This window comes from Klebsiella sp. M041 (assembly GCF_059759695.1).
On record NZ_JCAXWU010000001.1, the window covers coordinates 274952 to 296963 of the forward strand.

Sequence of the window (22012 nt, forward strand, 5' to 3'; positions counted from 1 at the left end):
GAACTGTATTGCCCGGCGGCGATGCGTTGGCCGGGCCTACAAAATCGTAGGCCGGGTAAGCGTAGCGCCACCCGGCAAAAATACCTTAGATCTTACAAGCGCCGCTTTCGCAGCCGTCGTCCTGGATGGACGGGGCCAGGTCATCCTGAGCGTCTTCAGCGCCATCACGGGTGTTGTGATAGTACAGCGTTTTGACGCCGAATTTATAGGCGTTGAGCAGGTCTTTCAGCAACTGCTGCATCGGCACTTTTCCGGAAGGGAAGCGCGTCGGATCGTAGTTGGTATTCGCAGAGATCGACTGGTCGATAAACTTCTGCATGATACCCACCAGCTGCAGGTAGCCGTCGTTGTTCGGCATTTCCCACAGCAGTTCGTAGGCGTTCTGCAAGTTTTCGTAGTCCGGCACCACCTGGCGCAGGATCCCATCCTTCGACGCTTTGATACTCACGTGGCCGCGCGGCGGCTCGATGCCGTTGGTGGCGTTGGAGATCTGCGACGAGGTCTCGGACGGCATCAGCGCGGAGAGCGTGGAGTTACGCAGGCCGTGGGTTTTGATGGACGCGCGAAGCGCTTCCCAGTCGTAGTGCAGGGCTTCGCTGACGATGCCGTCCAGGTCTTTTTTATAGGTATCGATCGGCAGGATACCCTGCGCATAAGTGGTTTCGTTGAACCACGGGCAAGCGCCCTGTTCGATAGCCAGTTCGTTGGAGGCCTTCAGCAGGTAGTACTGAATCGCTTCGAACGTTTTGTGGGTCAGGTTGTTGGCGCTGCCGTCGGAGTAGCGTTTGCCATGCTTCGCCAGATAGTAAGCGAAGTTGATCACGCCGATGCCCAGCGTACGGCGGCCCATTGCGCCGCGTTTGGCGGCCGGGATGGGGTAATCCTGATAGTCGAGCAGCGCGTCCAGGGCACGCACCGCCAGCACCGCCAGCTCTTCCAGCTCGTCGAGGCTGTCGATAGCCCCGAGGTTGAAGGCCGACAGGGTGCACAGCGCGATTTCGCCGTTTTCGTCGTTGACGTCTTCCAGCGGTTTAGTCGGCAGGGCGATCTCCAGGCACAGGTTAGACTGGCGCACCGGGGCGACCACCGGATCGAACGGGCTGTGGGTGTTGCAGTGGTCGACGTTCTGGATGTAGATGCGGCCGGTGGAGGCGCGCTCCTGCATCATCAGCGAGAACAGCTCAACCGCTTTAATGCGCTGCTTGCGAATGCTGTCGTCCTGCTCGTACTGGGTGTACAGGCGCTCAAATTCGTCCTGATCGGCGAAGAAAGCGTCATACAGGCCCGGGACGTCGGAAGGGCTGAACAGGGTAATGTCGCCGCCCTTCAGCAGACGGGTGTACATCAGCTTGTTGATCTGCACCCCGTAGTCCATGTGACGAACGCGGTTGGCGTCGGTCCCGCGGTTGTTTTTCAGCACCAGCAGGCTTTCCACTTCCAGATGCCACATTGGGTAGAAGAGGGTCGCCGCGCCGCCGCGTACGCCGCCCTGCGAGCAGGACTTCACCGCGGTCTGGAAATGTTTGTAGAACGGAATGCAGCCGGTGTGGAAGGCTTCGCCGCCGCGGATCGGGCTGCCCAGCGCGCGAATGCGGCCGGCGTTGATGCCGATGCCGGCGCGCTGGGAAACGTATTTCACAATCGCGCTGGAGGTAGCGTTGATGGAGTCCAGGCTGTCGCCGCACTCGATCAGCACGCAGGAGCTGAACTGACGGGTTGGGGTACGCACGCCGGACATGATCGGCGTCGGCAGCGAGATTTTAAAGGTCGACACCGCGTCGTAGAAACGCTTGATGTAGTCCAGACGCGTTTCGCGCGGGTAGTTAGAGAACAGGCAGGCAGCCACCAGAATATAGAGGAACTGCGCGCTCTCATAAATTTCGCCGGTGACGCGGTTTTGTACCAGATACTTGCCTTCCAGCTGCTTAACGGCAGCGTAGGAGAAGTTCATGTCGCGCCAGTGGTCGAGGAAACCGTCCATCTGCTGGAACTCTTCTTCCGTGTAGTCTTCCAGCAGATGATGATCGTATTTACCCTTCTCGACCATCTTCACCACGTGATCGTAAAGCGCCGGCGGCTCAAACTGGCCGAAGGCTTTTTTACGCAAATGGAAAATCGCCAGACGCGCGGCGAGGTACTGGTAATCCGGCGCCTCGCGGGAGATCAGATCCGCAGCGGCTTTGATAATGGTTTCGTGGATGTCCGCGGTTTTAATGCCGTCATAGAACTGGATATGCGAGCGCAGCTCTACCTGGGAAATCGAAACGTTATTCAGTCCTTCTGCCGCCCAATCCAGTACGCGATGGATTTTGTCGAGATTGATGCGCTCGGTGGTTCCGTCGCGCTTTGTCACCAGCAGACTCTGATTCATGTGGATTTTACCTGTCCGTGAAAGAAAATATCCCCCGTTTATCCACAGAAGGCCGTTGTGACTAACTCTGTGGATAAATACTATATGTAGGGGGTTGTCGATAAAAGGAACGCTATATGGTGAGTATTTTAGTAAGGAATCTTTTGAGTACAAGGGTTGATTTTGACGTTAAATTGAGGTTGCGGAAGGGTAATAATCCGCAAGTCCACGTCGCATAAGGCCTGGAGAAGAAGTCAATAAAACAGAAAAAAAAATGAAAATTTGATCGAGTGCTGATTTCTTCATCGGAAGAAATAATCACGCGGCTTGATGCCGCGCAATCATCATAAGCGCAGGTGCTGACGTCACGCTTTTTTGGCGCTGGTATGCAACATATAGTTAACATCAACCCCCGGCGCCAACTTGAAGGTGTTGGTCAACGGATTGTAATGCAGGCCGATGATATGCTGCTCTTTCAGAGAAGTCTGATCTACCCAGCCCAGCAGTTCGGCCGGCTTGATAAACTTTTTCACATCATGAGTGCCTTTGGGCACCATCTTCATGACATATTCCGCGCCGACCACCGCCATCAGCCACGCTTTACCGTTACGGTTGATGGTGGAGAAGAAGACCTGGCCGCCAGGCTTCACCAGCCGCGCGCAGGCGTGGACGACCGACTGTGGGTCAGGGACGTGCTCCAGCATCTCCATGCAGGTGACGACGTCATACTGCTGCGGATGCTTCGCGGCATGTTCTTCAACCGTTTCCTGAACATACTCCACCTGAATTCCGCTCTCCAGGGCGTGCAGTTTCGCCACCTGCAGCGGCTCGGCGCCCATGTCCAGCCCGGTGACCGTCGCGCCTTCGCGCGCCATGCTCTCGGCGAGGATGCCGCCGCCGCAGCCGACATCGAGGACTTTTTTACCGAACAGGCCGCCTGAGCGTTCGGCGATATAGCCCAGCCGCAGGGGGTTAATGCGGTGGAGCGGTTTGAACTCGCCCTCCAGATCCCACCAGCGCGAGGCGACGGCTTCGAATTTGGCGATTTCAGCATGATCGACGTTAGGGGCTACCGACGTTTTTTCGGCATTCATGGGCGCTTTTACTCCTTTTCTGTTCAGACCTGCGAGTATATCAGCAGCGCGCCATGAATAAACCGTATTGCTTTACCTCTCTTAGCGCGGCTGTGTTATAATTTGCGACCTTTGAATCCGGGATACAGTAGAGGGATAGCGGTTAGATGAGCGACCTTGCGAGAGAAATTACACCGGTCAACATTGAGGAAGAGCTTAAGAACTCTTATCTGGATTATGCGATGTCGGTCATTGTTGGCCGTGCGCTGCCGGATGTCCGAGATGGCCTGAAGCCGGTACACCGTCGCGTACTTTACGCCATGAACGTATTGGGCAATGACTGGAACAAAGCCTATAAAAAATCAGCCCGTGTCGTTGGTGACGTAATCGGTAAATACCACCCGCACGGCGACTCCGCGGTATACGACACCATCGTGCGTATGGCGCAGCCGTTCTCGCTGCGTTACATGCTGGTGGACGGCCAGGGTAACTTTGGTTCCATCGACGGCGACTCCGCCGCGGCGATGCGTTATACCGAAATTCGTCTGGCGAAAATCGCTCATGAGCTGATGGCCGATCTTGAAAAAGAGACGGTCGATTTCGTTGACAACTATGACGGCACGGAGCGTATTCCGGACGTCATGCCGACCAAAATTCCTAACCTGCTGGTAAACGGCGCCTCCGGGATCGCCGTCGGGATGGCTACCAACATACCGCCGCATAACCTGACGGAAGTGATCAACGGCTGTCTGGCCTATGTCGACGATGAAGACATCAGCATTGAAGGGCTGATGGCGCATATTCCTGGCCCTGATTTCCCGACCGCCGCCATTATTAACGGCCGTCGCGGTATTGAAGAGGCCTACCGCACCGGTCGCGGTAAAGTCTACATCCGCGCGCGCGCGGAAGTGGAAGTGGACGCGAAATCCGGCCGCGAAACCATCATCGTGCATGAAATTCCCTATCAGGTGAACAAAGCGCGCCTGATTGAGAAAATCGCCGAGCTGGTAAAAGAAAAACGCGTGGAAGGCATCAGCGCGCTGCGTGACGAGTCTGATAAAGACGGGATGCGCATCGTGATTGAAGTGAAGCGCGACGCGGTAGGGGAAGTGGTGCTCAACAACCTCTATTCCCAGACCCAGCTGCAGGTCTCCTTCGGCATCAACATGGTTGCGCTGCACCATGGCCAGCCGAAGATCATGAACCTGAAAGACATCATCGCCGCCTTCGTGCGCCACCGCCGCGAAGTGGTGACCCGTCGCACCATTTTCGAGCTGCGTAAAGCCCGTGACCGCGCGCATATCCTCGAAGCGCTGGCCGTGGCGCTGGCCAATATCGACCCGATTATCGAACTGATCCGTCGCGCGCCGACCCCGGCTGAAGCGAAAGCAGCGCTGGTTGCCCAGGCGTGGGATCTCGGTAACGTCGCGGCGATGCTGGAGCGTGCCGGTGATGACGCCGCGCGTCCGGAATGGCTGGAGCCAGAGTTCGGCGTGCGCGAGGGTAAATACTACCTGACCGAGCAGCAGGCCCAGGCGATTCTGGATCTGCGTCTGCAGAAACTGACCGGCCTTGAGCATGAAAAACTGCTCGACGAATATAAAGAGCTGCTGGAGCAGATCGCGGAACTGCTGCACATCCTCGGCAGCGCCGACCGTCTGATGGAAGTGATTCGCGAAGAGCTGGAGCTGATCCGCGACCAGTTCGGCGACGAACGTCGTACCGAAATCACCGCCAACAGCGCTGATATCAACATCGAAGATCTGATCAACCAGGAAGACGTGGTGGTCACCCTGTCGCATCAGGGCTATGTGAAGTATCAGCCGCTGACCGACTACGAAGCACAGCGTCGTGGCGGTAAAGGCAAATCGGCAGCGCGCATTAAAGAAGAAGACTTTATTGACCGCCTGCTGGTGGCCAACACCCATGACACCATCCTCTGCTTCTCAAGCCGCGGTCGTCTGTACTGGATGAAGGTCTATCAGCTGCCGGAGGCCAGCCGCGGCGCGCGCGGTCGTCCGATCGTCAACCTGCTGCCGCTGGAAGCCGATGAGCGTATCACCGCTATCCTGCCGGTCCGCGAGTATGAAGAGGGCGTCAACGTCTTTATGGCCACCGCCAGCGGTACCGTGAAGAAAACCGCGCTGACCGAGTTCAGTCGTCCGCGTTCCGCCGGTATTATCGCGGTGAACCTGAACGAAGGCGATGAGCTGATCGGCGTCGATCTGACCTCTGGTCAGGACGAAGTGATGCTGTTCTCCGCGGCCGGCAAGGTCGTGCGCTTCAAAGAAGATGCCGTTCGCGCCATGGGCCGTACCGCCACCGGCGTACGCGGCATTAAGCTGGCGGAAAACGACAGCGTCGTCTCGCTGATTATTCCGCGCGGTGAAGGCGCGATCCTGACGGTGACGCAAAACGGTTACGGTAAACGTACCGCCGCGGCTGAGTATCCGACCAAGTCGCGTGCCACCCAGGGCGTTATCTCGATCAAAGTCACCGAGCGTAACGGTTCCGTGGTCGGCGCCGTACAGGTGGATGATTGCGATCAGATCATGATGATCACCGACGCCGGGACGCTGGTGCGTACCCGCGTTTCCGAAGTGAGCATCGTGGGCCGTAACACCCAGGGCGTGATCCTCATCCGCACCGCGGAAGATGAAAACGTGGTGGGGCTGCAGCGCGTCGCTGAGCCGGTAGACGACGAAGAACTGGACGCCATCGACGGTAGCGCGGCGGAAGGCGATGACGATATCGCCCCGGAAGCGGATACCGATGACGACATCGCCGAAGACGAAGAGTAATCGTCCCAGGTAAATGTTCTGAAAGGGCCGGGTATTCTCCCGGCCCTTTTTGCATTAACATTGCGGCAAAGCCGGTTTACCGCTACTTTAACCCCATTCTGTTGAGTCCCTGACGGCCGAGCATCGCCACATTGAAATATCTTGCCTCTTTTCACACAACCCTGAAGGTTTCACGTTATCTGTTCAGAGCGCTGGCGGTATTGCTGTGGCTGCTGATTGCGTTTGTCTCTGTGTTTTATATCGTCAACGCGCTGCACGAGCGGGAAGCCGAGATCCATCAGGAGCTCAATCTCAACGCCGATCAGGCCCAGCGCTACATTCAGCGTACGGCGGATGTGATTAAAGAGCTGAAGTACGTCGCCGGTAACCGGCTGTCGGCAGGGGATGCGGTAGCGCAAGGGCAAAGCGGCGATATTGCGATCCCCAGCTTTGAACCCCTGTATCCTGACTCCGACTGCAGCGCGATGAGTAGCGCCTGGCGTAATTCGCTCCAATCGCTGGCGTGGTTTATGCGCTACTGGCGGGATAATTTCACCGCCGCCTACGACCTTAACCGCATCTTTCTCATCGGCAGCGATAATCTCTGTATGGCCAACTTTGGCCTGCGTGACGTGCCGATTGAGCGCGATCAGGCGCTGAAAGTCCTGCATCAACGCATTGAGCAATACCGCAATGCGCCGCAAAACGAGCGCGGCAACAACCTGTTCTGGATAAGCCAGGGCATGCGCCCCGGGGTGGGCTATTTTTACGCCCTGACGCCGATCTATATGGCCAATCGCCTGCAGGCGATGCTCGGCGTTGAGCAGACCATCCGCATGGAAAGCTTCTTTACGCCGGGCAGCCTGCCGATGAGCGTGACTATCTTCGACGATAACGGCCAGCCGCTGATCTCCCTGGCCGGCGCGGAAAGCAAAATCCAGAGCGAAGCGAAATGGATGCAGGAGCGGATGTGGTTTGGCTACAGCGCGGGTTTCCGCGAGCTGGTGCTGAAGAAAAGCCTCGCGCCGTCCTCCCTGAGCATCGTCTATTCCGTCTCGGTAGACCAGGTGCTGGAGCGGATCCGTATGCTGATCATCAACGCCATCGTTCTCAATATCCTCAGCGGCGCGATGCTGTTTGCGCTGGCGCGGATGTATGAGCGGCGCATTTTTATCCCTGCGGAAAATGACGCTCAGCGGCTGGAAGAGCATGAGCAGTTCAACCGCAAAATCGTGGCCTCCGCCCCGGTGGGGATCTGTATTCTGCGCACCCTCGACGGGACCAACATTCTCAGTAACGAGCTGGCGCACAACTATCTGAACATGCTGACCCATGAGGACCGCCAGCGGCTGACGCAGATCATCTGCGGCCAGCAGGTCAACTTTGTCGATGTGCTGACCAGCAACCATACCAATCTGCAGATTAGCTTTGTCCACTCGCGCTATCGCAACGAAAACGTGGCGATTTGCGTGCTGGTGGATGTTTCCGCCCGCGTGAAGATGGAAGAGTCGCTGCAGGAGATGGCCCAGGCGGCGGAGCAGGCCAGCCAGTCGAAATCGATGTTCCTTGCCACCGTCAGCCATGAGCTGCGTACTCCGCTGTATGGCATCATCGGCAACCTCGATCTGCTGCAGACCAAAGCGTTGCCGAAGGGCGTCGATCGCCTGGTGACGGCGATGAACAACTCCTCAAGCCTGCTGTTGAAAATCATCAGCGATATTCTCGATTTCTCCAAAATCGAGTCCGAGCAGTTGAAGATCGAGCCGCGGGAATTTTCCCCGCGCGAGGTCATGAACCATATCTCCGCCAACTATCTGCCGCTGGTGGTGCGCAAGCAGCTGGGTCTGTACTGCTTTATCGAACCGGACGTTCCGGAACAGATGTCCGGCGACCCGATGCGCCTGCAGCAGGTGATCTCCAACCTGCTGAGCAATGCGATCAAGTTCACCGACACCGGCTGCATTATCCTGCACGTCCAGTGCGCGGGGGATTATCTGCAGATTAGCGTCCGCGACACCGGGGAGGGGATCCCGGCGAAAGAGGTATTGCGCCTCTTCGACCCTTTCTTCCAGGTGGGGACCGGCGTGCAGCGCAACTTCCAGGGCACCGGCCTTGGCCTGGCGATCTGTGAAAAACTGATCAGCATGATGGATGGCGATATCGCCGTGGAAACGGAGCCGGGAATGGGCAGCCGCTTTACCATCCGCATCCCGCTGTATGGCGTGCAGAACACGCCGCAGATGACGGCGAACGGTTTCGCTGGCAAGACCTGCTGGCTGGCCATCCACAACACCTCGCTGGCGATGTTCGTTACCTCGCTGCTCAGCTATCACGGCCTCACGGTACGTCGTCATGCCGGAGAAACCCCGGAGGCCGAGGATGTCTTACTCACTGACGATGAAGCGCTGAGCGGCTGGCAGGGAAGGGCGATGGTCATCTTCTGCCGTCGTCATATCGGTATTCCGCAGGAACGGGCCGCCGGCGAGTGGTTGCATAGCGTGACGACGCCGCATGAACTGCTGCCGCTGTTGGGGCGTATTTTCCACGTCGCGCTGGCCAGTGCGGACAATAGCCGGGCGCTGATGGCGCCGGAGGCGCAGGCCGGCAATAACGACGACATGATGATCCTCGTGGTCGACGATCATCCGATCAACCGGCGCCTGCTGGCGGATCAGCTGGGATCGCTCGGCTACCAGTGCGTGACCGCGAACGACGGGGTCGACGCGCTCAACGTCCTCAGCAAGCAGCACATCGATATCGTGCTCAGCGACGTCAACATGCCTAATATGGATGGTTATCGCCTGACGCAGCGCATTCGTCAGCTTGGCCTGACGCTACCGGTGATTGGCGTCACGGCCAATGCCCTGGCGGAAGAGAAGCAGCGCTGTCTGGAATCGGGGATGGACAGCTGTCTGTCCAAGCCGGTGACGCTTGACGTGCTGAAGCAAACGCTGACGGTATATGCGGCGCGGGTACGTAAAGGGCGGGAATAACGGGGAACTCCGTCTCGCCGGGGCGAGACGGAGAGAGCATAAGATTACTCTTTGTCCGTCGCGCTCAGCGAGACGGAGGAGAGGTAGTTCAGCAGGGCGATGTCGTTTTCGACGCCCAGCTTCATCATCGCCGACTTTTTCTGGCTACTGATGGTTTTGATGCTGCGGTTAAGCTTTTTGGCGATCTCGGTCGCCAGGAAGCCTTCGGCGAACAGACGCAGCACTTCGCTCTCTTTCGGCGACAGGCGTTTATCGCCATAGCCGCTGGCGCTGATTTTTTCCAGCAGACGAGAGACGCTTTCCGGGGTGAATTTCTTCCCTTTCTGCAGAGCGGCCAGCGCTTTTGGCAGATCGGTCGGCGCCCCCTGCTTGAGGACGATCCCTTCGATATCCAGATCCAGCACCGCGCTGAGGATCGCCGGGTTGTTGTTCATGGTCAGAACAATGATCGACAGATCCGGGAAGTGGCGCTTGATGTATTTAATCAGCGTGATCCCGTCGCCGTATTTATCACCGGGCATGGACAGATCGGTGATCAGCACATGGGCGTCCAGCTTCGGAAGATTGTTGATAAGGGCCGTGGAGTCTTCAAACTCGCCAACGACGTTCACCCACTCAATTTGCTCAAGTGACTTACGAATACCGAACAGTACGATCGGATGGTCATCGGCAATAATTACGTTCATAGTGTTCATGTATAAGGCTACCTTCTACAGCAAGCTCTTGACGTAAGCGTCAATGTCGCTGATATATTTTTCTATGCCTTGCGCATCCTTTTCGCGAATCAGATGCTCAAGCGTTTCACATAACTGTTTGCCGGGTATCAGATTAAGCATAGCAAATGCCCCTTTGAGGCGGTGGGCGGTTTGTGCCAGAGCAGCAAAATCGCCCGCTTCGATTTCAGTATACAATCTCTGAACATCATCCGGTACCGTATCGGCAAACAGTGCGTAATAGCCGCTGGCATGGAGTTCGGCGTTACTCTCGTTTCCTGAGGTGGCGGGCTGAACCGCCTCCTCCGCCAGCTGCTGCTCAATAAGCTGCAGGATAGCCTCCTGCATCGCCGTGCTAATATTAAAGTTGACCCGCAGTTGGCCCGGGCCGATTTTGCGTATCCCAACCTCATCATCGCTTAAAAGCAAGCCCGAAGCAGTAAGATTAGACGGATTATCCGTTAAATACAGATCGAACGCTTGACTTGTCGCCCGATCGTCCGGCGTGATGCAGGACGCCCCCCAGCTCTCCAGCTGGCGGGTGACAATCCGCCGCACTTCGCTGGAGGTCACATCCAGCAGGACGATAACGTCATCCAGCAGATGTTCTCCCGCCTCTGGCGCCTCTTCGCTGGCCGGCATTTTCAGATGCAGGCTATAGCGAGTCCCCAGCGACTCCCGCGCTTTGATGGTCAACTGCCCGCCCAGCTTGCGCGTCATGCGGTCACATAACCAGAAGGTGAGGGCGTTCGCTTTGCCGTACAGATCGCTCTGGGTCTCATTGAGATACGGGAAGTGCATATTGTCGATCTCGTTAGCCGAGACCCCGTTGCCGGTATCGAGAATGCGGAAGGTCAGGCGATCGCTGGCCGACTCTTCCTGGCAGACGTCGAGGGTGATCTTGCCGATCGGCGTGGTGGTGACGGAATACTGGATCAGCAGCACCAGCGTGCGCCGCAGCGCTTCACGGTCGCCATAGCGTTGCTCGCCGGCAGGCAGCGCGTTATTGATAAGCAACTGCAGCCCCTTGCGCTTCATCGCCGGCAGCACCTCCGGTACGACGTCGTCGATCAGCTCCTGCACCGAGAACAGCGACTGGCTGGTTTTCCAGGCATCGCTTTCCAGCAGGTTAGCCAGCTGAATGTCATCGATCAGTGTGACCAGCTCATCGGCATGCTGCGCCAGCGTGCGGTTCTCCGCGCCGTCGAGCGCCGCTGCCTCGGCCGCCAGGTTCAGGGCGGGCTGCTTCAGGGCGCTGCCGATATGCTGCATAAAGGCCGCCCGGCCCTGCTGGTTTTTCTCATACAAGCGCTGGGCCTGTTTAAGCTTTTTATTGACCAGCACTTCGCGGTCCTGGTCTCGGATAATCAGGATCTGCGTGCGCGGCGCTACCTGGCTGCGATACTGGCGGATCTCATACTGTTCGTTGTTGACGGTGGCCTGGATCACCCCCTGATGCTGGTCCGCCATGTTGGTGATGTTCTGCAGGTTCAGGTGCGGAAGCAGATGGTCGGCAATCGGGTTACTGATCACCGTTCGGTTGGCTTCCTGATCGTGGACGAGCAGCCCCAGCGGCAGCAAAGACACAATTTCTTCATTAATGGCGCGCAGTAAACGCAGTTCGCTATTGGCGGCGGAGGGGAGCCCGGCGCCCGAGGCGCTGCTGCGTCCTTTATAATGCCGAAAGGTGGTGAAACCGAACAGGGCCAGCGCCAGCAGGCCGATGTTAAGCAGCAGCGGCAGAAGAATGTTCTGCAGGGACTCCAGCAGCATGGTGCTCATCGGGACCGTCCACAGCACCTGCATACCGGTGGTGCTGATGTCGGTGGCGATGTCAATCTGCATGCCGTTGAAGGTGATCCCGATATGATCGCTAGCCTCTTTCTCGGGGCTGGCGGCAACATTTTGCGAGGGATCAGGCTCGATACGGAAGCTGTCCAGCGCCATGCCCGGCGGGATCAGATCGTTAATCGGCAGGTCGAAGGCGACCACTGTCGCCAGGTGTCCTGGCTGATTGAAGGTAGTACGTAACGTAAAGTAGTGCGCGTTCTGCCAGGCAAGATGGCGCAGCGGCGAGAAGGTCTCGCGCTCATCAAGGGTGTTGGCCTGCAGTAGCATTTCCGCGCGCCGGGATTCCACCACGCTGCTGATGGTTGACTCTTTAAAGCTTGAGGAGAGGTCCTTCAACGGCAGGGTGGAGATGAGAATCAGGCTATTATCCAGACCATTGAGATAGTACATCGACCACGGAATGGTCTCCGCACCCCACAAAATATCCAGATAATCGGACATTTTCTGCGTCATCTCGAGGGTCGAGCTGTCGTGGGAGCCAAAGATCAGGGCTTCGGTTTTACGTCGGGGCTTCTCCAGATAGTAAACGTCCTGCTTTAAACGCGTCTCCTGCAGGCCGCCGCTGGCGGTGTTGGAAGAGGTGGCGGCGATATTGTCGTAGATTTGCCAGGTGGCATAGCGCCAGGTATCAATGCGCTGGTGCAGGGCATGAGAGACATCAACCACCTGATAGCTCTTCTCTTTCAGCCAGGCATTGACGGCGCTTTGAATCATCACCCCCATCGTCGCCAGCAGGACAATAACCATCAAAATGAAGAAGCGGCTGATGTTGCCGGGGATCAAAGAGAATTTTTTCGGGGTCATCTTGTGGCTGAACGACTCATCATTGTTTGTAAACAGGATGTAGCGCCAGAGTAACTGGCAACAAAGCAGATGCTGCAGGCAGTATAAAGGCTAATGGCGTAAATCCATACTACAGATTGGCGCCAGCGGCGCGATACCGCCCAGGAATTATCTTAGAAACGAAGCGTAAATGAAACCGCGTCCAAAAGGCTGGCAGCTGACGATATTGGCAGAAACAAAAGCGAAGAATCGCACGAAATAACAAGACATTGACAGAATAAGCACGAAAAGCGGCCTAATTGATTGATTAATAGTCGTTAGGGAATCATTGGCGGTAGCACAGATAAATTAAAGTTGTGTAAAGAAGGGTAAAAAAAACCGGATGCGAGGCATCCGGTTGAAATAGGGGTAAACAGACATTCAGAACTGAATGACGGTAATAAATAAAGTTAATGATGATAGCGACTCTTATTTTAGTCACCAATGATCATTTTGTTTTACCATTCAGTGCTATAGGCTTGGTTTTGTATATCATATTGATTTTGAATGGCTAAATATTTTTTTTGATTATAAGTGCGTATTTCCCTGGCCATTTTGGGGTGAAAAAAAGTTCCGCTGCATTTACAAATTGAAACATCTTGTGGGAACTTTGAAACATCTTAGAAGTTTTAGTATCATATTCTTGTTGGATTATTCTGCATTTTGCAGCACAATGAAATAGCCGACTGATTAGAAGGGTAATCAGTAAGCAGTGGCATAATAAAAGGCATATAACAAACAGAGGGTTAATAACATGAAAGTTAAAGTACTGTCCCTCCTGGTACCGGCTCTGCTGGTAGCAGGCGCAGCAAATGCGGCTGAAATTTATAACAAAGACGGCAACAAATTAGACCTGTACGGTAAAATTGACGGTCTGCACTACTTCTCTGACGACAAGAGCGTCGACGGCGACCAGACCTACATGCGTGTAGGCGTGAAAGGTGAAACTCAGATCAACGACCAGCTGACCGGTTACGGCCAGTGGGAATACAACGTTCAGGCGAACAACACTGAAAGCTCCAGCGATCAGGCCTGGACTCGTCTGGCATTCGCCGGTCTGAAATTTGGCGACGCGGGCTCTTTCGACTACGGTCGTAACTACGGCGTAGTATACGACGTAACGTCCTGGACTGACGTTCTGCCGGAATTCGGCGGCGACACCTACGGTTCTGACAACTTCCTGCAGTCCCGTGCTAACGGCGTTGCAACCTACCGTAACTCTGACTTCTTCGGTCTGGTTGACGGCCTGAACTTTGCTCTGCAGTACCAGGGTAAAAACGGCAGCGTCAGCGGCGAAGGCGCGACCAACAACGGTCGTGGTTGGAGCAAACAGAACGGCGACGGCTTCGGCACCTCTCTGACCTATGACATCTTTGATGGCATCAGCGCTGGTTTCGCGTACTCTCACTCCAAACGTACCGACGAGCAGAATAGTGTTCCGGCACTGGGTCGTGGCGACAACGCTGAAACCTACACCGGCGGCCTGAAATACGACGCGAACAACATCTACCTGGCCACTCAGTACACCCAGACCTACAACGCAACTCGCGCTGGTTCCCTGGGCTTTGCTGACAAAGCGCAGAACTTCGAAGTGGTTGCTCAGTACCAGTTCGACTTCGGTCTGCGTCCGTCCGTCGCTTACCTGCAGTCTAAAGGTAAAAACCTGCAGAATAACTTCACAGGTGTAAACTACGGCGACCAGGACATCCTGAAATATGTTGACGTGGGCGCGACCTACTACTTCAACAAAAACATGTCCACCTATGTTGACTACAAAATCAACCTGCTGGATGAAAACGACTTCACTCGTAAAGCCGGTATCTCTACCGACGACGTGGTTGCCCTGGGCCTGGTTTACCAGTTCTAAGTTGCAAGCTGTATAACAAAAAGGCGCCTCTGGCGCCTTTTTTTATGTCTGGTTTAACCTCGCTGGTATACTCTTGTCGCCCTGGTAAGAGGAGCCTCGATTAATGGATATGACTTTCTTTCGCGCCGCGCTGTTGGGCGCCTGCGTACTGTTCTCTGGCTGCGATTCAGCCACCACTCCCGCGACACCCGCTTCAACGGCCACCGTACTGGATGGTAAAACGATGGGCACCTTCTGGCGGGTCAGCGTTATCGGTGTGGATGAGGCAAAGGCCCAGGCGCTGCGCGCCAAGGTTCAGGCCCAGCTGGACGCCGACGATCGCCTGCTGTCGACCTGGAAAAACGACTCGGCGCTGATGCGTTTCAACCACGCGGCGGATACCCGGCCCTGGCCGGTGAGCGAAGCGATGGCGGACATCGTGACCCTGTCGCTGCGGATTGGCGCCAAAACGGACGGCGCGATGGACATCACCGTGGGGCCGCTGGTCAATCTGTGGGGCTTTGGCCCGGATAAACAGCCGGTCGCCACCCCGGATGCGCAGGCGATCGCCGCTGCGAAAGCACGCACCGGCCTGCAGCATCTGCAGGTTATCAATCAGAGCGGCAGGCAGTTCCTGCAAAAAGATATTCCCGATCTGTTTGTCGACCTCTCCACCGTGGGGGAAGGCTATGCCGCCGACCACCTTGCGCGCTTGATGGAGCAGGAGGGGATCTCCCGCTATCTGGTGTCGGTGGGCGGGGCGCTGGTCAGCCGCGGGATGAATGGCGAAGGCAAGCCCTGGCGGGTGGCGATCCAGAAACCGACCGACCGGGAAAACGGCGTTCAGGCGATTGTCGACATCAATGGCCACGGCATCAGCACCTCCGGCAGCTATCGCAACTACTATGAACTCGACGGGAAACGTATCTCACACGTCATCGACCCGCAGACCGGGCAGCCGATAACCCATAAGCTGGTCTCGGTGACCGTTATTGCGCCAACGGCGTTGGAGGCGGACGGCTGGGATACCGGGCTGATGGTGCTGGGGCCGGAAAAAGCGCAGCAGGTGGTGCGCGAGCAGGGGCTGGCGGTCTACATGATCGTCAAAGAGGGGGAGGGCTTTAAAACCTGGATGTCGCCGCAGTTCCGTACCTTCCTCGTCGGCGAAAAAAATTAAAAAGCAAGATTGCGGGTTTTTTGCGGCGGGCTTTACCGCAGACTGAGGATACACTTACAGCAGGAGACCCGTGATGAAACCGATAGTTGCCGATACTGATGACCGCCGCTGGCAGGCGGTCTGCGAGCGTGATACCCGGGCCGATGGTCAGTTCGTCTTTGCGGTACTGACCACCGGCATCTGCTGCCGTCCCTCCTGCCGCTCGCGGCGCGCGCGGCGGGAAAACGTGCGCTTTTTTGCTGACGTCGCTGCTGCCGTGGCGGCGGGATTCCGCCCCTGCAAACGCTGCCAGCCGGATAAAGCCTGCCCGCAGCAGCAAAGGAGCGATAAAGTGGCGCAGGCCTGTCGCTTGCTGGAGCAGGAGGCGCCCCTGACCCTCGAGGCGCTGGCGCGCGAGCTGGCGGTTAGCCCGTTTCATTTCCACCGTTTATTCAAATCCGTGACCGGTATGACCCCCAAAGCCTGGCAGCAGGCGTGGCGCGCGAGACGCCTGCGGGAGGCGCTGGAGCAGGGGAATCCGGTGACCCGCGCCGCGCTGGCTGCCGGCTTCCCCGACAGCAGCAGCTATTATCGCCAGGCCGATGCCGCCTTAGGGATGACCGCCAGCCAGTTTCGCCGCGGCGGCGCCGCCGCCGTGGTGACCTGGACGACGGGCGACTGCGCGCTGGGCCGCTGCCTGGTGGCGCAAAGCGAACGCGGCGTCTGCGCCGTGCTGCCGGGTGATAACGATGCTGCATTGCTCGACGATCTGCGCCAGCGCTTTCCCCGCGCCGAGCTGCGCCAGGGCGACCCTGAGTTTCGTCGTCAGATGGCGGAGATTTTCGCCCACCTCGACGACAGCCGGCGGCCGGTGTCGCTGCCGCTGGATCTGCAGGGCACCGCGTTCCAGCTGCAGGTCTGGCAGGCGCTGCGGCAGATCCCGGCGGGCGAGACCCGCAGCTACCGCCAGGTGGCGGAGCATATTGGCCAGCCGCGGGCGGTAAGAGCCGTGGCCGGCGCCTGCGCGGCGAATTCGCTGGCGGTGATCGTTCCCTGCCATCGGGTGGTGCGTGAGAATGGCGCGCTGTCCGGTTATCGCTGGGGAACCGCGCGAAAAGCGCAGCTGCTGGCGCGCGAGGCGCAACGAGAGGAGGAGTAATGCTCGATCTGTTTAGCGATACCCCACCGTGGCAGGAGCCGCTGGCCCCCGGCGCGGTGGTCCTTCGGCGCTTTGCCCGCGAGCACGCTCCGGGGCTGCTGCAGGCGATTGCCGATGTCGCCCGTCAGTCGCCGTTTCGCCAGATGGTCACGCCGGGCGGGTACACCATGTCGGTGGCGATGACCAACTGCGGCCGGCTGGGCTGGACCACCGATCGCCACGGCTACCTCTACGCCCCGGTCGACCCGGTAACTCATCACACCTGGCCGCCGATGCCGGCCGTATTCCGTGAACTGGCGCTGGCGGCAGCCGTGGCCGGCGGCTATCCGGGCTTTTCCCCCGACGCCTGTCTGATTAACCGCTACCAGCCCGGCGCAAAGCTGTCGTTGCATCAGGATAAAGATGAACAGGATCTGCGGGCGCCGATCGTCTCGGTCTCGTTGGGGGTGCCGGCCATCTTTCAGTTTGGCGGGTTGCAGCGCAGCGACCCGCTGCAGCGGCTGCTGCTGGAGCATGGCGATGTGGTGGTCTGGGGCGGGGAGTCGCGCCTGTTTTATCATGGCGTTCAGCCGCTGAAAGCGGGCCATCATCCCGAGACCGGAGACTGTCGATATAACCTCACCTTTCGGCAGGCGGGCCGTCCCGGCGATTAAAATAAGAATTATTCTTGATGTCACCGGCGAGCCGTTTAAACTGCTGGCTGTTTTGCTTTTCCGGATAGCCTGTTATGGAACTTCTTTCTCTCGTCTGGCGCCAGTATCGCTGGCCGTTTCTGGGCGTGATTGCCCTCAGCCTGCTCAGCGCCGCGCTGGGTATCGGCTTAATCGCCTTTATTAACCTGCGCCTGATCGCCATTGTCGATACCTCGCTGCGGGTGCTGCCGGAATTTCTTGGCCTGCTGGGGCTGTTGATGGCGGTGACCCTGGGCTCGCAGCTGGCGTTGACCACCCTCGGCCATCATTTTGTTTATCGCCTGCGCGGCGAGTTTGTGAAACGCATCCTCGATACCCAGATTGAACAGGTGGAGAAGATCGGCAGCGCGTCGCTGCTTGCCGGGCTGACCAGCGATATCCGCAATATTACCATCGCCTTTGTACGCCTCCCTGAGCTGGTGCAGGGGATCATTCTCACCTTCGGCTCCGCCGCTTATCTGGCCTGGCTGTCAGGAAAAATGATGCTGGTGACGGCCCTGTGGATGGCGCTCACCATCTGGGGCGGTTTTGTGCTGGTGTCGCGGGTCTACAGACATATGGCCAGCCTGCGCGAAACGGAAGATAAGCTTTATCACGACTACCAGACGGTGCTGGAAGGGCGCAAAGAGCTAACCCTCAACCGCGAGCGCGCGGAGTATGTGTTTAATCAGCTCTACCTCCCGGACGCCCGTGAGTACCGGCACCACATCGTTCGCGCCGATACCTTCCACCTCAGCGCGGTCAACTGGTCGAATATTATGATGCTTGGCGCCATCGGGCTGGTGTTCTGGATGGCCAACAGCCTCGGCTGGGCCGATACCGCCGTGGCGGCGACCTACTCCCTGACGCTGCTGTTTTTGCGCACGCCGCTGCTCTCCGCCGTCGGCGCGCTGCCCACGCTGCTGAGCGCCCAGGTGGCGTTCAACAAGCTGCGCCAGTTCTCCCTCGCCCCTTACCGGGCCGATTTCCCCCGGCCGCAGCCGCAGGCTGACTGGCAGACGCTGGAGCTGCGCGATGTCACTTTCCATTATCCGGACCATCGCTTTGCGGTAGGGCCGCTTAATCTGACGCTAAAACGCGGCGAACTGGTGTTTCTGATCGGCGGCAACGGCAGCGGCAAGTCAACCCTGGCGATGCTCCTGACCGGCCTGTATCAGCCGGTTTCCGGTCAGATTCTGGTGGACGGCCAGCCGCTGGCGGCGGATAAACCGGAGGCGTACCGCAAACTGTTCTCCGCCGTGTTTACCGACGTCTGGCTGTTCGACCGTCTGCTCGGGCCGCAGGGCGAGGAGGCCGATCCGGCGCTGGTGGCAACGTGGCTGGAGCGTCTGCAAATGGCCCACAAGCTGCAGCTGGAAAACGGTAAGATCGGCGACCTGCGGCTGTCGAAAGGGCAGAAGAAGCGTGTGGCGCTCCTGCTGGCGCTGGCCGAGTCCCGGGATATCATTCTGCTGGATGAATGGGCGGCGGATCAGGATCCGCATTTCCGCCGCGAGTTCTACCAGGTCCTGCTGCCGTTGATGAAGCAGATGGGGAAAACCGTGTTCGCCATCAGCCATGACGATCACTACTTCCAGCACGCCGATCGCCTGCTGGAGATGCGTGCCGGGCAGCTGTCAGAGCTCACCGGCGAAGAGCGGGAGCAGGCCTCCCGCGATGCGGTGGCCCGCACGGCCTGATTCACGCTGCGCGCCCGGGGAAAGCCCGGGCGCCGCTGAAATTTTCAGCGTCTACATTGCTGACGGTTATTATTTCCCCCTCCTCGCGCTATGCTTAAGGCTTCCGGCCTGCAGGCCGGCTCACTATTCTCAAAAGGATTGCCCGACCGATGTCCGTTTTGCATAAAAAAAGCGCCCGCTTGCGTGACGAAGAGCGCGCCCGTCTGATTTGGCTGTTGAGCACCGATAAAGCGGTGACCTCTGCGCTGCTGGGCAAACTGACGCTGGCAGAACGTTACGATGAAGGTACGCTCGCCGATGACCTGGCCGAAGTGGAAATCCTGGTCTCGCATCTGCCGCCGCCGGATCTCGCCGATGCGCTGGAAGCGCTCCCCTATGACGCCCGCACCGCGCTGTGGTGCCAGGTGCCCGACGATAAACGCGGCGAAGTGCTGCTGGAAGCCTCAGAAAACGTCTGGGGCGACCTCATCGATAAGATGAGCGACCACGAGCTGCTGCAGGCGATGCAGCCGCTGGATATCGATGAACAGGTTTACCTGCTGCAGCATCTGCCGCGCAACCTGACCGGACGGTTGCTGGCGACCCTGCCGGCCGAGAAGCGCGCCCGTATTCGCCAGATCATGCGCTACGCCGACAACAGCGTCGGGTCGATCATGGAGTTTGAGGTCATTACGGTGCGGCCGGAGGCCACCCTGGCGGCGGTGCAGCGCTATTTGCGGCGTCTCGGTAAAATGCCGGAGAACACCGACAAACTGTTTGTCACCACCCGCAATAAGCTGCTGCTCGGCGAGCTGGAGCTGCAGACCATTCTGCTTAACGATGCGCAGAAGCGGGTGGGGGAGGTGATGGAGGGCGATCCGGTCACCTTTCAGCCGCACGAAGAGGCGGAGAAGGTGGCGCGCACCTTCGAACGTGATGACTTGCTCAGCGCCGCCGTTATCGATGCCGATGGTAAGCTGATCGGCCGTCTGACCATCGATGAGATCGTCGATGTGGTCTATGAAGAGACCGACAACGATCTGCGGCGGATGGGCGGTCTGAGCGATGAAGAAGATGTCTTCGCCCCGGTCAGCAAGGCGGTGAAAACGCGCTGGGCGTGGCTGGCGGTCAACCTGTGTACGGCGTTTATCGCTTCCAGGGTCATCGACGGCTTCGAACACACCATTTCTCAGCTGGTGGCGCTGGCCTCGCTGATGCCGATCGTCGCCGGGATCGGCGGCAATACCGGCAACCAGACGATCACCATGATCGTCCGGGCGATGGCGCTGCAGCAGATCCAGCCCGGCAGCTTTACCTTCCTGATCCTGCGTGAAATGGGCGTTGCGCTGATTAATGGCCTGGTGTGGGGCGGGATCATGGGGGCCATCACCTGGTGGCTGTATGACGATCCGCAGCTTGGCGGAGTGATGACGCTGGCCATGATGCTCAACCTGCTGATGGCGGCGATGATGGGCGTCATAATCCCGATGGTCATGGTGAAGCTGGGGCGCGACCCGGCGGTCGGCTCCAGCGTGATGATCACCGCTATCACCGACACCGGCGGCTTCTTTATTTTTCTGGGGCTGGCGACGCTGTTTCTGATGTAGCCTGCGCTTTTGCCCGCAGGCGGCGGGGGATGATCGCCATCGCGACGATCCCCGCCAGCACGCCAATCGCCAGATTGCTGGTTCCTACCGTCGCGGCGACGGTCACCAGCATCACCAGCGTTTCCGGCCACGGATTGCGCGCCAGCTCGCCCGGGCGAATGCTGTGCCAGCTAAAGGTCTTCACCGCCACGATCACCATCACCCCGGCCAGGACCGCCATCGGGATCTTCGCCATCACCTGGCTGAGCGCTGTCACCAGCAGGAGCAGCACCAGGCCGGCGATCGCCGTAGAGAGACGGCTGCGGGCTTTACCCATTTCCACGTTAACGATGGTCTGGCCGATCATCGCGCAGCCCGCGATACCGCCATAACAGCCGGCGAGGATGTTGGCGATACCCAGCCCGGCGCTCTCCCGCGATTTATTCGACGGCGTATGGGTCAGGTCATCCACCAGCTTAGCCGTCAGCAAAGACTCCATCAGGCCGACAAAGGCGATGCTGAGGGCGCACGGCCAGATAATCTGCAGCGTGGCAAGATTGAGGGGAACGGTCAGGGCGGTGAATCCCGGCAGGCCGCCGCTCATCGAGCCTTCATCGCCGACGGTCGGCAGCAGCTGGCCGGTGGTGACGGTATAGAGAGTGAGCGCGACGATGGCGATTAGCGGCGCCGGGATAGCCTTAATAAAGCGCGGCGCCCACAGGACGATAAGCAGCGTCAGGACAAACAGGCCGACGATGAGCGGCTGGCGGCTCCAGAAGTGCGGCACCTGGGCAAAGAAAATCAGGATCCCGAGGGCGTTGACGAACCCGGTCATCACCGCTGGGGGGATAAAGCGCATCAGGCGCGCCATGCCGCACAGACCAAACAAAATTTGAATAATACCCGCCAGAATGACGGCTGGCAGAATGTAACCCACGCCGTGCTGATGCACCATCGGGCCAATGACCAACGCCACTGAGCCCGCGGCGGCGGTGACCATCGCCGGACGTCCGCCGAGTAGCGACATCGCCAGACAGAGCACCACGGAAGCAATCAGGCTCACCTGCGGGTCAACGCCGGCGATGACAGAAAACGAAATCACTTCCGGGATTAACGCCAGGGCGGTGAGCACGCCGGCCAGGGCTTCGCGCGTCAGCAGCGACGGAGAACGGAGGATGGTGCGCAGGTTGCCGGAAGCGGCGGAGTCAGAAACTGGAGGCATAAAAAAAGTTCGCAGCTTATAAAAAAAGGAGGAGCGGCGTCAGACCCAGCTTCCGTGCGGTCTGTCACAAAACCAGGGATGATAGCGCGGAATCTACCAGCGCACCAGTAC

At 58.3% G+C, this 22012-nt stretch carries 13 protein-coding genes; 8 read left to right on the top strand and 5 right to left on the bottom strand.

Going from position 1 to position 22012, the window contains the following annotated elements:
* Positions 1-85: 85 nt before the first annotated feature.
* Both nrdA and ubiG read right to left on the bottom strand, forming a co-directional pair.
* The gene (nrdA, locus tag AC6CWS_RS01345; protein WP_048297918.1) at positions 86-2371 is read right to left on the bottom strand and encodes a class 1a ribonucleoside-diphosphate reductase subunit alpha; all 2286 of its coding nucleotides are present in this window, start codon (positions 2369-2371) and stop codon (positions 86-88) included.
* A 344-nt stretch (positions 2372-2715) separates the two neighbouring features.
* Complete coding sequence (ubiG, locus tag AC6CWS_RS01350) at positions 2716-3444, bottom strand: bifunctional 2-polyprenyl-6-hydroxyphenol methylase/3-demethylubiquinol 3-O-methyltransferase UbiG (protein ID WP_023290485.1); 729 nt, start codon at positions 3442-3444, stop codon at positions 2716-2718.
* A gap of 146 nt (positions 3445-3590) precedes the next feature.
* On the opposite strand from ubiG, the gene gyrA reads away from it, so the two are divergent.
* Together gyrA and rcsC are read left to right on the top strand one after the other, a co-directional pair.
* Positions 3591-6224, top strand: coding sequence for a DNA topoisomerase (ATP-hydrolyzing) subunit A (gyrA, locus tag AC6CWS_RS01355; RefSeq protein WP_004201688.1), 2634 nt, complete (start codon positions 3591-3593; stop codon positions 6222-6224).
* A 131-nt stretch (positions 6225-6355) separates the two neighbouring features.
* The gene (rcsC, locus tag AC6CWS_RS01360) at positions 6356-9196 is read left to right on the top strand and encodes a two-component system sensor histidine kinase RcsC (RefSeq protein WP_048336227.1); all 2841 of its coding nucleotides are present in this window, start codon (positions 6356-6358) and stop codon (positions 9194-9196) included.
* A 44-nt stretch (positions 9197-9240) separates the two neighbouring features.
* On the opposite strand, the gene rcsB is transcribed toward rcsC, so the two are convergent.
* Both rcsB and rcsD read right to left on the bottom strand, forming a co-directional pair.
* Positions 9241-9891: a response regulator transcription factor RcsB gene (gene rcsB, locus AC6CWS_RS01365; protein ID WP_498256377.1), complete on the bottom strand. Its 651-nt coding sequence runs from the start codon at positions 9889-9891 to the stop codon at positions 9241-9243.
* Between the two features lie 15 nt (positions 9892-9906).
* Positions 9907-12564 (bottom strand): phosphotransferase RcsD, encoded by a 2658-nt coding sequence (gene rcsD / locus AC6CWS_RS01370; protein ID WP_023290483.1) that lies wholly within the window; start codon positions 12562-12564, stop codon positions 9907-9909.
* Positions 12565-13336: 772 nt separating this feature from the next.
* Between rcsD and AC6CWS_RS01375 the strand changes: the two genes are divergently transcribed.
* The 6 genes from AC6CWS_RS01375 to mgtE all read left to right on the top strand — a co-directional run bounded on the left by AC6CWS_RS01375 (position 13337) and on the right by mgtE (position 20700).
* Positions 13337-14449: a porin OmpC gene (locus tag AC6CWS_RS01375; protein ID WP_065812277.1), complete on the top strand. Its 1113-nt coding sequence runs from the start codon at positions 13337-13339 to the stop codon at positions 14447-14449.
* Between the two features lie 103 nt (positions 14450-14552).
* Complete coding sequence (apbE, locus tag AC6CWS_RS01380) at positions 14553-15605, top strand: FAD:protein FMN transferase ApbE (protein ID WP_080901689.1); 1053 nt, start codon at positions 14553-14555, stop codon at positions 15603-15605.
* A 73-nt stretch (positions 15606-15678) separates the two neighbouring features.
* Positions 15679-16743 (top strand): bifunctional DNA-binding transcriptional regulator/O6-methylguanine-DNA methyltransferase Ada, encoded by a 1065-nt coding sequence (ada, locus tag AC6CWS_RS01385; protein WP_080901690.1) that lies wholly within the window; start codon positions 15679-15681, stop codon positions 16741-16743.
* Positions 16743-17396 (top strand): DNA oxidative demethylase AlkB, encoded by a 654-nt coding sequence (gene alkB, locus AC6CWS_RS01390; RefSeq protein ID WP_080820375.1) that lies wholly within the window; start codon positions 16743-16745, stop codon positions 17394-17396. The genes ada and alkB overlap by 1 nt, the downstream gene beginning before the upstream one ends.
* A gap of 74 nt (positions 17397-17470) precedes the next feature.
* Positions 17471-19114 (top strand): multidrug ABC transporter permease/ATP-binding protein, encoded by a 1644-nt coding sequence (locus AC6CWS_RS01395; protein ID WP_080901691.1) that lies wholly within the window; start codon positions 17471-17473, stop codon positions 19112-19114.
* Positions 19115-19263: 149 nt separating this feature from the next.
* A complete protein-coding gene (mgtE, locus tag AC6CWS_RS01400; protein WP_080901692.1) occupies positions 19264-20700 on the top strand; it encodes a magnesium transporter in 1437 nt (478 codons plus the stop codon).
* Here the strand turns inward: mgtE and AC6CWS_RS01405 are convergent.
* On the bottom strand, positions 20663-21901 hold the full coding sequence (locus tag AC6CWS_RS01405) for a SulP family inorganic anion transporter (RefSeq protein ID WP_023290476.1): 1239 nt from the start codon (positions 21899-21901) through the stop codon (positions 20663-20665). The genes mgtE and AC6CWS_RS01405 overlap by 38 nt on opposite strands.
* Between the last annotated feature and the right edge of the window lie 111 nt (positions 21902-22012).